Annotated in this window: 13 protein-coding genes; 11 read left to right on the forward strand and 2 right to left on the reverse strand. The window is 59.5% G+C overall.

Annotated features, from left to right (window positions below; genetic code table 11):
- The first annotated feature begins 44 nt into the window (after positions 1 to 44).
- Positions 45 to 626, forward strand: a complete 582-nt coding sequence (locus QMG46_RS02285) for a TetR/AcrR family transcriptional regulator (protein WP_281850826.1) — start codon at positions 45 to 47, stop codon at positions 624 to 626.
- On the opposite strand, the gene QMG46_RS02290 is transcribed toward QMG46_RS02285, so the two are convergent.
- Positions 623 to 952, reverse strand: coding sequence for a zeta toxin family protein (locus QMG46_RS02290; RefSeq protein ID WP_345781783.1), 330 nt, complete (start codon positions 950 to 952; stop codon positions 623 to 625). The genes QMG46_RS02285 and QMG46_RS02290 overlap by 4 nt on opposite strands.
- A 170-nt stretch (positions 953 to 1,122) precedes the next feature.
- Here QMG46_RS02290 and QMG46_RS02295 point away from each other — a divergent pair, with 170 nt between their 5' ends.
- The 9 genes from QMG46_RS02295 (at position 1,123) to QMG46_RS02335 (ending at position 9,748) form a co-directional block, all read left to right on the forward strand.
- Positions 1,123 to 1,539 carry a lysozyme inhibitor LprI family protein gene (locus QMG46_RS02295; RefSeq protein ID WP_281850827.1) on the forward strand — a complete coding sequence of 139 codons (417 nt, stop codon included), beginning with the start codon at positions 1,123 to 1,125 and terminating at the stop codon, positions 1,537 to 1,539.
- Between the two features lie 143 nt (positions 1,540 to 1,682).
- Positions 1,683 to 2,015 (forward strand): autorepressor SdpR family transcription factor, encoded by a 333-nt coding sequence (locus QMG46_RS02300; protein WP_281850828.1) that lies wholly within the window; start codon positions 1,683 to 1,685, stop codon positions 2,013 to 2,015.
- Positions 2,012 to 2,440, forward strand: a complete 429-nt coding sequence (locus tag QMG46_RS02305; protein WP_281850829.1) for a hypothetical protein — start codon at positions 2,012 to 2,014, stop codon at positions 2,438 to 2,440. Before QMG46_RS02300 ends, QMG46_RS02305 begins: the two co-directional genes overlap by 4 nt.
- Positions 2,441 to 2,484: 44 nt before the next feature.
- Complete coding sequence (locus QMG46_RS02310; protein WP_281850830.1) at positions 2,485 to 2,913, forward strand: HD domain-containing protein; 429 nt, start codon at positions 2,485 to 2,487, stop codon at positions 2,911 to 2,913.
- 239 nt (positions 2,914 to 3,152) lie between these two features.
- The gene (locus tag QMG46_RS02315) at positions 3,153 to 4,574 is read left to right on the forward strand and encodes a serine hydrolase domain-containing protein (protein ID WP_281850831.1); all 1,422 of its coding nucleotides are present in this window, start codon (positions 3,153 to 3,155) and stop codon (positions 4,572 to 4,574) included.
- Positions 4,575 to 4,646: 72 nt separating this feature from the next.
- Positions 4,647 to 5,015: a DUF6249 domain-containing protein gene (locus QMG46_RS02320; protein ID WP_281850832.1), complete on the forward strand. Its 369-nt coding sequence runs from the start codon at positions 4,647 to 4,649 to the stop codon at positions 5,013 to 5,015.
- A complete protein-coding gene (locus QMG46_RS02325; RefSeq protein WP_281850833.1) occupies positions 5,008 to 5,580 on the forward strand; it encodes an RNA polymerase sigma factor in 573 nt (190 codons plus the stop codon). Before QMG46_RS02320 ends, QMG46_RS02325 begins: the two co-directional genes overlap by 8 nt.
- A complete protein-coding gene (locus QMG46_RS02330) occupies positions 5,577 to 5,900 on the forward strand; it encodes a DUF5056 domain-containing protein (RefSeq protein ID WP_281850834.1) in 324 nt (107 codons plus the stop codon). The genes QMG46_RS02325 and QMG46_RS02330 overlap by 4 nt, the downstream gene beginning before the upstream one ends.
- A gap of 950 nt (positions 5,901 to 6,850) precedes the next feature.
- On the forward strand, positions 6,851 to 9,748 hold the full coding sequence (locus QMG46_RS02335) for an autotransporter domain-containing protein (RefSeq protein ID WP_281850835.1): 2,898 nt from the start codon (positions 6,851 to 6,853) through the stop codon (positions 9,746 to 9,748).
- Between the two features lie 79 nt (positions 9,749 to 9,827).
- Here QMG46_RS02335 and QMG46_RS02340 read toward each other — a convergent pair whose 3' ends face one another.
- Entirely contained in the window at positions 9,828 to 10,988 is a 1,161-nt protein-coding gene (locus tag QMG46_RS02340) for a 3-keto-alpha-glucoside-1,2-lyase-like domain-containing protein (RefSeq protein ID WP_281850836.1), read from the reverse strand.
- Positions 10,989 to 11,266: 278 nt separating this feature from the next.
- Here QMG46_RS02340 and QMG46_RS02345 point away from each other — a divergent pair, with 278 nt between their 5' ends.
- A complete protein-coding gene (locus tag QMG46_RS02345) occupies positions 11,267 to 11,803 on the forward strand; it encodes a Cif family virulence factor (protein WP_281850837.1) in 537 nt (178 codons plus the stop codon).
- The last annotated feature ends 136 nt before the right edge of the window (positions 11,804 to 11,939 follow it).

Raw genomic sequence — 11,939 nt, forward strand, 5'->3', positions numbered from 1 at the left:
GTGCTCACTATATTTATCAGACGGCAGCATTCCGGAGGCCGTATATGGCGCGAGAGCGGGTATTCGATATCGATCAGGCCACGGATGTGGCCATGCGGCTGTTCTGGCGCAACGGCTACGAGCTGACGTCGCTCGCCGATTTGACCCAGGCCATGGGCATAACGCCGCCGAGCTTCTACTTTGCGTTCAAGAGCAAGGAAGGTTTGTTCGAGCGCGTGCTGGATCACTACTGGAAGACCCGGCTGCTGTATGCCGAAGAAGCACTGACGCAACCGACGATACGCGGCGCCGTCGAGATGATGTTGTACCGGCTTGCCGATCTCTACACCGACCCGGACTATCCCGCGGGTTGTCTGGCAATGAACTGCGCGCTGCCGTGTGCCGACAGTGCCGTGCCGATCCGGCAAAAACTTTCCACGTTACGCGCCGGCCGACGCGCCAGGTTGCTCAAGCGGTTGGAACAGGCGCAGGCCGCGGGAGACCTGCGCGCCGATGAGGATGTCGACGCGCTAAGTCGCTTTGTATTGGCGATGGGCTGGGGTCTCGCGGTAGATGCGCAATCGGGCGCCAGCCGCGATGATCTCTACAGAACGGTGTCCACTGCACTGCGGGGATGGCCCAATTAGGTTGATACGGTACCCGACCTTATCAACTGATCGGGTAAGCGTTCGTCGACACCTAGCTCGCTTTCCAGGCGATGCGCTGCCATGGCGCGAACTTCGACGTCATAGCCATTCGCCTGGAGATGGTTGATAAGCGCGACAGCATGATCGCCGTTAGCCAGCGTGGTATCGACGATCAAATTTTTCTTTTGTTCTATTGCCGCCTCGCGCAGCTCTCCGGCCCACTGACTTGCGTCGGGATGTGTATGACCCGACCACGTGAGAGGATATTCGCTGCGAAGGCGCTTTGGCTCGTGTTGTCTCTGGAATTTTACTGCCAGCTGGCTCAAATAGCCTTGATCGCTTGTCGACAGCGTCCATGTGGAAACGCCCGGGAACGGGACATCCAGTATTCAATGGGGGGCACCCATTCTTAGGTGTCCTAAATCTCCTGCTCCCGAGCCGATGCAGGCACAATCTGCAACAGTTCGGTCACGCCTCAACGGCTCAGGGAGTGTCAGTGTTGTTTGCTACCGCTTTGCTGCTTTTAGCGTCGGAAGGTTCGATCCTGTCCAGGGATTCCGTTGTCTCGGTCATCAATGATTGCTGGAAGGGTCACGGCCACGCTGGCATGAGCGCTTGCGTTGAAGTCCGAGCCAGGGTGGCGCAGGCAAACCTGGGGCAGGCAGAAAAAGCAGCGAGCGAGGCTATCCGCGCATCCGCTGACGAGCGGAGCTTTCCGGAGTATCCGACAGAGGCGATGACGGCACTCCATCGCGCGTCCAGCGCTTTCTCGAAATACGTAGCCAGCGAATGCAGCTATGAAGCGGCCCTGGCCGCCAAAGGGAATGGCTCTGAGGATGTTCGGTCGGCATGTGTCGCGGTGCTCGACGAGGAGCGCGCCCAACTGATCAGGGCCGCTCTTAGTGTTCACTAGATATGATCGAATCTGCCGCGGACGCCCCAGAAGCACACGTGAACTCAGCCCTCAACGCCATGAAATCTTCGCACAGACAACGACTTAATCGATCGGCGAGATTTTACTTGACTCTAATTTAGATGTTTAGCTAAATATCAACAATGAACGCCGTCTTCAAAGCCCTGGCCGACCCTACCCGCCGCAGAGTGCTGGAGTTGCTGCGCCAGCGTCCGATGAGCGCGGGAGAGCTATCGGAGCATTTCGCGGTGTCGCGGCCAACCATGTCGGCGCATTTTGCGGTGCTGCGCGAGGCCGACCTGATCGAGGCCAACAAGATCGGCACGACCATCATTTATCAGTTGAAGTTGTCGGTGCTCGAAGACGCACTGCTGGGCTTTACCCAGCTGTTCGGCATCGGCACGGGAGAGCGCACGTCATCGGATGCCGCTGGCGTGGCCCAACCCAAACGAACCCGAAAAGGAGCCGACCCATGAGCGAGAAACTCCATCCGCGTGTCAGACAGGACATCCTCCTGGGTCTCAAACTCGGGGCGATCATGATTGGCGCTTCGCTGTTGCTCGCGCTGGCCCGCAGGCAAGGATGGATCGACGCCGCGCTGGTGATGCGTGGGTACAACGTCATCCTTGGTCTGGCCATGGCGGCCTACTGCAACCTCATCCCGAAGATGTATGGACCACCGCCCCGCTCTCTCCACCACGCGACATTGGCGCAGGCGGTGAGGCGCGTGAGCAGTTGGGCCATGACGCTGGCGTTTCTGGCATGGGCCGCGCTATGGGCCTTCGCGCCGCAGGAGTTCGCAAGGATTGCCTCCATGACTGCGGTCGGCGCAAGTATTGTTGTCTCGCTCGGCTATACGGTGTGGAAGTCCGCTGCATGCCGCGCGTCGAGGGGCCATTGAGACCCTTAGAGACAGGGTCACCTATTTGATTCAACGGAGAACACATGGCGACTCTTGAACGAGCCATAGCCATCGCTGCGGAAGCTCATGCTGGCCAGGTCGATAAAGCGGGGCAACCCTATATTCTTCACCCGCTTCGAGTGATGTTCCGAATGAACTCGACGACGGAGAGAATGGCCGCCGTGCTCCACGACGTGGTCGAGGACTCCGCCGTGACGCTGGAAGCCCTCAGGGCGGAGGGCTTCCAGCCGGAAGTCGTCTCGGCTGTCGATGCATTGACCAAGCGCCAGGGCGAATCCCGGCTCGATGCGGCACATCGGGCAAAGCTGGATCCCATGGCGCGCCTGGTAAAGCTTGCCGACAACGCGGAAAACATGGATCTGTCGCGGATACCCGAACCCACGGAACGCGACTACGCGAGGCTCGAAGAGTACAAACTGGTCCGATCGATTTTGCTTGGTGTATCGGACTAGGCTCGTTTCCACGGGTGTCGGTGGGCAAACACAGCACACTCATCCGCTCAAAATCGGCCACGCTGAATCCAATCGGAGGGGTCACTGCATCTAAGTGGTAGATACCGCCATGTCGGCCGGTGACCCACAGAGCGTCCTTCATGATCGACCGCTTCCCTATCGCAAGGATCGCGATCCACGCGTTCCGACGTGCTCCCGTTTACGCTTGTGCCGCACTGCTTTGTGCCACGTCCCCCTCCATGGCCGCGCAGTCCAATCATGCGCAACTACCTGATACCCCGGTGGGCAAACTCGCCGGCGAGTTGATCCGCCACATCAATGCAGACGGTCCCTCACGCATCCGGCAATGGGCGCCTGATGCCCTGTCGCCATCTATCGCCCCCGACGACAAGGCAACCTTTGTCACCAACCTGGTCTCGGCGGCGCGCGACAGCGGCGGCCTGGACATAATCGATGTGCGCACCGATCCGCATCAGCCGGGCATGCTTGAAGTCGCCGTCAAAGGACGTCGCAACGGGCAGGCGGGGCTATTCTGGCTAAACGCCGATACCGCGCACCCGGACCAACTCGCGCAGGCGATGCTGGTCCCGATGGACGATCCGCTTTACGACAACTGGCCCAAGGGACCGGTATCGCATGCGGAGTTGGGGAAACAGATACATGGCCTGCTGGACCGGCTGGTGAGCGTGTCCGACTTCTCCGGTTGTGTGACCGTGTTCGATGGGCGCGACACCGTGTTCGACGAGTGCCGCGGCCTTGCCGAACGCAGCTTCCATATGCCGGTTGATCACCAGACTAAGTTCCACATTGCTTCGACCGGCAAGATGTTCACCGCGGTGGCCATCGCGCAGCTGGTGGAGGCCGGCAAGCTGTCATGGGACGACACGCTGGCGACACGGGTTCCGGAATATCCCGACCAGGCTGTGGCGAAGAAAATCACCGTGTGGCAACTCCTGCACCATACCTCGGGCCTGGGCGATTTCATGGTGCCGGAGTATTTCGAGCACGCCGGACGCTACGTCAACCCGGTGGACTATCTGGAGCTCATCGCCCGCCAGCCCAGGCTGGGCGATCCGGGCAAGGAGCTGAGCTATAGCAACGCCGGCTACATTCTGCTCGGCCGCATCATCGAGAACGTTTCCGGTGAAAGTTACTTCGACTATATCCAGCATCATATTTTCGAACCCTCGCAGATGACATCCAGCGGCTTCGACAGCGGGGACGAAATTACGCCTGGGCTTGCCGTCGGCTACTACCACGATGATGGGATGTTCTCCCAAACGTGGAAGGCGAACTGGGCGCAGGGCATTTACAAAGGCAGTCCCGCAGGTGGCGGCTATTCCACCAATGCCGATCTGCTGCGGTTCGCCAAGGCCTTGCACGGAGGCAAGCTGGTCAATGCCACCACGTTGGCGAAGATGTTCGAGGACACCGTGCCAGCTGGCCCCGGCGCCATCGGCGCAGGCATCGACGAGCGGCTCTCGCACGGACGTTACATCCGTGGTCACCAGGGAGGCATCGAGGGCACCACTGCCAACCTGGAAATGGTCTGGGAAACGGGTGCGGCCGTCGCCTTGACCAGTAACGAGGGGCCGTCGCAACACTGGCTGCTTGTCGAGAAGATCGCCGACCTCCTTGCCGCCGAAGGCGCGAAAAACTGAGTTTCGGAAAGCGCCTGGCCCCATCATCCGTTACCAGGCCTACCGGTTCGATACATCCTCTGGAGCAAGACCATGGAATTCCTTTTCATTCCCTTTGTCGTGATGTCGGCCCCTGTGATCATCGTCCTGATCGTGTTGCGCTATCGCTACCTGCAGGCACAGGCGCGTTACCGCACGCTGATAGAACTGGCCGACAAGGGCGTCGAACTGTCGCCAGAACTTCTGCTGGAACCGCAAGGGTCGTCGGACGAGCGCAGACGAGGGCTGGTGCTGATCGGCGGCGGTCTGGGATTGATGGCGATGTTCCTGTCCTTGCCGGGCCAGCTCGATAACGGCCTGGGCATCGGCCACCTGTGGGGCATCGGCCTGCTACCGCTGATGATCGGCCTGGGTTACCTAACCAGTTGGTGGTTGAACCGGCGAGGAGATGCGCGTGGCTGATAGCGCCGCCGAGGCGCGTATCGACCAGGCGCTGGTGGCACGTATACGGCTCGACGGCGACCGTAGAGCTTTCGAGCAATTGGTGCGTCGACATCAAGGCATGATCCGCGCGCAGTTGCGTCGACTGCTGCACGGCGACGAGGCCGCGGCAGACGATCTTGCGCAGGAAACATTCATGCTGGCCTGGCGAAAGCTGGACCAGTTCCGCGGCGAAGCGCGCTTTTCCAGCTGGCTTTACCGCATTGCTTATACCTGTTTCCTGCAGACACGTCGGAGCCCCGTGCGCCACGACGGTGTCGACGACGAAACGATGGAGCAGCTGTCGGCGACGACAGGCGGTATGGATCTTCGACTCGACCTTGAACGCGCCATGCAGCGCTTGTCCGCCGCTGAGCAGGCGGTGCTGTTGCATTGCGTGCAGCTGGGTCTCAGCCATGAAGAAGCCGCCTATGTATTGGCGATGCCTCTGGGCACGGTAAAAACGCATGCCACGCGTGGCAAGGCAAAATTGAAGACATGGCTGGCGGCATGGCGTGATGCCGCCAGCACGGAGGAGGCCTTATGAACGAACCGCATGACGACGAGATCGAGGCGCTGTTGCGCCGGCAATTCGAGGGGCCAGTGGCGGACGATGGTTTCAGCGAACGGGTGATGCGCCATATACCGCCGCGTCGCCGACGCACTGCATGGCCGCTATGGCTGGGCGGGCTGGCGGGCGCGGCGACATGTTGGCTCAGCCTGACTGATGTGCCGATGCTTCAGATGGGCTGGAAGGATTGGCTGGCTGGAGAACTATCGGTACCCGCCATGGGCATGTTCCTGGCGATGGGCACCATGTCATTGCTCGCTTTGGGATGGAGCCTGGCAGAAAGTGGGAATCGTTGAGCTTTACTACGCGAAGCGCTCGGCAATTCCCTGACCTAAAAGCCATCTTATGGCGGGCGCCTATGAAACATAAAACACTCGGTCGCAAAAATGCGGCTCACATGAGCGGGCTTCGAAACGACAACAAGTGTCATATCCAGCAGCGTACTTGCGCTGCTCAGGAATCCCGATCAGCTTTTCCTGCTGCGTGAAAAACCTGAGTTGATGGACAACGCCGTTGAGGGGTTCCTGCGTTACGACGGCGCGCTACGCGTGGCTGCGCGCGTGGCCCTGGAAGACCTCGATATCAGCGGTACAACGATCCCCCCGCGGCGATTCGGTCATCTTCTTTTTGTCCGCAGCCAATCGGGACCCGGACGCGTTTCTCGATCCGAACCGCTTCGACGTTACCCGCAACGCAAAACACCATGTCGCATTTGCCCATGGCATTCATTACTGCCTGGGAGCACCAATGGCCAGGCTTGAAATTCAAAGCGCTATTTCAGCGCTGATTCGTCATGACTTCAGGCTCGTCCCTGGGACGATAAAATGCCGGGAAAGCGTGATATTCCGCTGTCTGGATCGCCTCCGTATAGCGTTTTACTAGTGCGCCTGTAGCGTAACGCGTGGGCCGATCTCGCAAGACGTGTGCCCACGCCAGCTCCATGGAAGAAGGCCCTACAAGGCCTCCTCTATCGTTGACTGCGATTGGAGCCTGCGTCCAAACAATGATTGCATGCCGCAAGAAAAAACGATCTTGCGCAGCGCTGGACGACTACCCGCTAATCTGAAAATATTACGTTGACGTCGATTTCCTGTGCCTGGATAAGGGCAGAGATCGAACGGCAACAGGGGACATTACGCATGATGACTGACCGACGGCCAAGCATGGCCGGTTGGGCGCGGCTGCATACGGAATTGCACCTGATGGACTCGGGTACCTACCGCACTCAATTCAGATGGAGCGATACATGCAGAGCCGCAATGCCCTTGCGCTTTCCATTACCGTTGCGCTCAGCGCGACTTTGACGGCATGTGGCGGTGGTGGCGGATCCAAATCGTCATCGCCCGCACCGTATGTAGCGCCAGCGCCCGCTCCAGCACCTGCACCGGCTCCCGCACCGGCTCCCGCACCTGCACCTGCACCTGCACCGGCTCCCGCACCTGCTCCGGCCCCTCCTCCTGGTCCACCGCCGCCGCCGCCCGCAGTGCTCTACAACCATCTCAACCCTATTAATGTTCCACCGGCGCGTTCCGAGAATCAGCACGGTACTGATCTGTTGGAAGGTCAGGGCGTCAAGGTCGGCATTCTCGACACCGGTGTGATCGAGACGAACCCGGCATTAGTCGGCCGTATCTACGGTTACAAGAACTACGTGGACGACGCCGATACCAGTACCGGCGACAAGATCGGGCACGGTACCGTTATTGCCCAGATTCTGGGCGGCACGCCAGACGTAGCACCGGACGGCCAATGGACGTTCCCGGGCGGTGTCGCTCCGCAGGTGCAGATGTATGTCGCCCGTGTTATCCGCGATTCTTCGACATCGACGGCACCTAACCGCATCGGTGAGGCAGTCAGCGACATGGTCAATGCCGGCATCCGGCTATTCAACATGTCCTATGGCGTCGACACTACGATCGACAAATTCGCTGGGCAGCAGAACGATCCGACATCGGCTGCCAGCATTACACACTCGCTCTACACGCCCATTATTCAACACGATGGTCTAGCAGTATTTGCTGCAGGCAACGACGGCGCCGCACAGCCACAGTTGGAGGGCGGCCTTCCTTCCCTGTTTCCTGACCTCAAAAACAATTGGATCACTGTCGTCAACGTTGCCACGGACAACAACGGGCACGTCATCGGCCTGGACAAGACGTCAAATGCTTGCGGCGTTGCCGAAATGTGGTGCCTATCGGCACCGGGACTTGCGTATGTTTCGCCGGTACCCGGCACCCAGTTCGCCAGCGGCGGAGCCGACGGCACCTCGAACTCGGCACCGCAGGTCACCGGTGTCGCGGCAATGGTCTGGCAGCAATTTCCATGGATGTCGGCAAGCAATGTTCAACAGACTATCCTCGGCACTGCCAATGCGCTGGGTGAGCAGGACATCTTTGGGTGGGGCTTGTTGAATGCAGGTGGTGCAGTCAATGGTCCAGGGGCGTTGAACTGGGGCGTCTTTATTGCCAACGTCCCTACCGGCTACACCTCGACTTTCAACAACGTGTTGATGGGTACGGGTGGGCTCGACAAGGAAGGAGGCGGCACCCTCATCCTCGGCGGGGAAATACTGTACAACGGAGCGACCACTGTTGGTGGTGGTGTGCTGCAGCTTTCCCAATGGGGCGGCATATCCAATGTCACGATCAACAGCGGTGGCACGTTGTCGGTGACGGTAGCCAACGTTCCCATCACGGGCAACATCGTCAACAGCGGAAAGTTGAGCACCGGGCTCGGATCGTTGCAGGTGAAGGGCGACTACACCGCAACATCGACGGCAATCACGGAAATTACGCCATATCAGATTCTCTCCGTGAACGGCACCGCTTCGCTGGATGGCACATTGTCAGTTACCCGCGGCAATCGCACCTATCTGTCCAGTGAGGTCGACCCGTTGATTACGGGCGTGCTTGTCCAGGGACAATTTGCGTCGCTCACGCTGGACTCCGTCTTCTCCAGCGGCGTCTTGAACTACGCTCCCAATAACGTATTCATCACCCTGACCCGGTCATCGGTTCCCACAGTAGCCTCTGTTGCCTTGCCCGTATCAGCTGTCAGCGCTCAAGAGACCGCTCAGCATGTCGAGCAGGCGCTGCATCAACTCGACGGTCAGGTTCAGGCCAAACCATCGGAGTCATCCGCATTCCTCGCGGCAGCCGGCCAGTTTGAATACGCACCCACGATACAAGCGGCGGCGCGATCGATCACCAGCCTCTCCGGTGAAATCCATGCATCGTCGCAGGCGCTGAACTTGCAGCAGGCAAATATCGTCAGCCGCACCATCGCCGACCGCCTGGCCGACCCGCTCTTCACTCCGGGTGGCGCATGGGTGCAGGCGACGGGAGCGGATGGCAATCTCGCGACGCCGGGATTCGCTGGCGCCAGCTACTCGGGCGGCGGCGCGGTCGCCGGTGTGGATACTGCCGTAAGTGAGAGTTCGGCGATAGGCGTGGCTTTCAGCTGGAATCGCATGACCTCGGACTACAACGGCGATATCGGGCGCAGCACGTCGAGAACGTCCGGCATATCGGTCTACGGACGCTGGGGTCTGGGTGACGCCTATCTTGCCGGTCGCATCGGTCAGGACTGGGTACGTTCGACCGTCGATCGCACGGCGTATCTGGGTTTGGACACCCAAAGTATCGGTACCAAGCGCGACGATAAGTTGAGTTCCGCCTATGCCGAAGCCGGCTACGCAATCAAGGCCGATCATTGGACGGTGACGCCATTCGGCTCGCTGGGTCTGAATCATCTCGACCGTGATGGCTTCACCGAACAGGGCGCTGGCGGGTTCGGCCTCACTGCCCGCAGTCAGACGCTCGACGAAAGCATCGGGCAATTGGGCAGCCGCTTCGGTTACAGCTGGTCGACATCTGCTGGCACCACGTCCCTGTCCGGGTACGCGCTATGGCAGCACCTGTTCGGTGGTCGCGACCTGGGCCTCAATGCTTCTTATGTCGGCGAGCCGACGGCAAACTTCGTCGTCGAGGGCATCAACCCGGTCAAGGACAGCGGCTGGGTCGGTATCGGCCTGACCTCTTCGCTGGGCCAGCATTGGTCGTGGTGGCTGAACTTCGATGCGCAAGTCGCTGGCAAGGGCAATACCGCGCGTGCGGCAACCGCCGGCGTGAAATTCAATTTCTGAGGCAGTGATGGGGCAGGTCCAACCGGTGGATCTGGCCCCATCTCCAGCAAACCAAGGCAGGCATCGCAAAGCCCTGATGCTACTTCTCCGTCGCCCCAGCGACTTGATCCATCCGCATGATGAAACCCCAGCCGTAACGCCCCCTCATGTCGGGCGTGTTGCCATCGATAGCGACGACGATGTCATTCGCACCTTTATGCAAGGGAAGATCGAAGCCGTCATTCTCCAATGACAGGCGACCATCAGGCGTTTTGCGGCCGCCTTTTACGTTGTAGCGGTTCTTGCCGGAAAATACGGGTTTGCCGTCTGCATAGACCCATATCTCGCGCAACCAGCCTACGGCCACATGCCGTACCTGTTCGCGATCGGACCGCACCGTGGTGCGAAGCCAGATCACTTGCGCGGGTGCCTGCTTGGGTGTCGGAGCGCGAAACCGGCTCAGGTTGACAAGGCCGCCGTAGTCGACCGTGACCGGCGACCAATGCGAGCCGGAAGACGGTATGTTCGATGGGCCGAGATGGTCCGTGGTTTCCATCGATACGGGATCGGTAGCTTGCCATCGAACGAGATAGCGGCGATCACCTTCGGCAGGGTCCACGGGAGTATTGGGATCGAGGCCATCCGTCACGCTTGGCGCAAGTGTGAGGTTCGCGTAATAAGCAGTGCCCTCGAATGCGATGGTTCCAGTACTTGCTTCGCCCTCCAGATGCACGACGCTTAGCGATGGCTCGGTGCGGCCGTTCACGTAGACGTTCATCCGCTTGCCGGAAATGACCAGCCGAATGTGATTCCATTCGTTTTCGCGAAAAGGCGCCGGCGCTTGATACTGCGGATAGACATCCCACAACACGCGGCCTTTGATGATGGGAACGTACTGCAGACAGTCCTGGGACGCGGGGCAGTCGGGGCTGACCCGGATATAGAGCATGTCGGCGGTGTCGCCATCCTTCTGGTGAAAACGAATGCCCGGAAATTCTTCGCCAACGGGCTTGATGTCGAACTCGATGGTGCCGTTGTCAAAGTGCTGGTCTTTCAACGCGACAAAGCCTTGCTCACTCTCGGAGGTCACCTGAAGGATGCCGTGCGGGAAGGCCTCCCTGGTGATGAATGTCGCGTTGCCGCTTGCCTGCCAATGGTCGGCTACCAATGGAATCGGCAAGGGCGTGACCGAAGATGCGCAAGCCGATGCCGTGCCCAGAATACCGAGCGCAAAGACGGGGCGAATGGAACGCTTTTGCATGGGGAGCTATCTCAGATTGAGTGCGCTCACCCTAGGGGCATATCCCTTCGGCGCGCGGCGGGATGATGCAAAGCGGATCAGATGCGTACCGAGACGGAAGATTCACCTTCCCAACAGATCTTTGCCGCCGCCATAAACAGCGGCCACACGTCCGACGCGACAAGCGACACTCTCCACCTGGGCGCCGATCTTTGACCGTTTGATGATGCCCCTGGGCCGGTTCGTAACATCCGCGCCCGCATCACCTTCAGGGAAATCTATTTTTACCTCGTTGTCATATGCACCTATCCAAAGAGGCATTTATGAAAAGAATCATTTTTATCGCGGCCGCTCTTTCGCTACTGGGCTTCAACGTCAACGCAATGGATCGATCCGGTGACGCCGCGCGTGCGACACCGCAGGATGTGACAGATATTCAGCATGTCATGGATGTCTTCCACCATGCCGTAACCACACATGACGGTGATGGCGTCTCCAGACTCTTTCTGGACCACGGCGACACGTGGGCAACCGTATTGTCCGATAAGGCGTTCGCCGCGGCGCGAGCGAAGAACCCCTCGGCACAGAAAATCCGCGTCAGCAGCTATAAGGATTTTGCGAGCTTCGTATCCGGCACAAAGTCGAATCTCGATCCGCGCCATACCGACGTCCGCATCATGAGTGACGGCGCGATAGCATCGGTCTACTTTCACTTCGACTTTGTTATCGACGGCAAATCGGAGAATCGCGGCGACGAAACATGGCAGCTGGTCAAGACGACGGACGGCTGGCGTATCGTTGCCATCATTTATTCCTCGAATCCCGGAGCGGCATGAACGAGCCATCGTCTCGTCGAATCCGTTAGCTTAGGTCGGATCGATACACCGGTGTAGGATGGCATGCGCGTTCGGCGAAACTGGTGAGGACGATGGTGCGTCACATTCGAAACCATGTTCCACGTATGGAGAACGC

It is taken from the genome of Dyella sp. GSA-30 (genome assembly GCF_027924605.1).
In the GTDB taxonomy this organism is placed as follows: domain Bacteria; phylum Pseudomonadota; class Gammaproteobacteria; order Xanthomonadales; family Rhodanobacteraceae; genus GSA-30.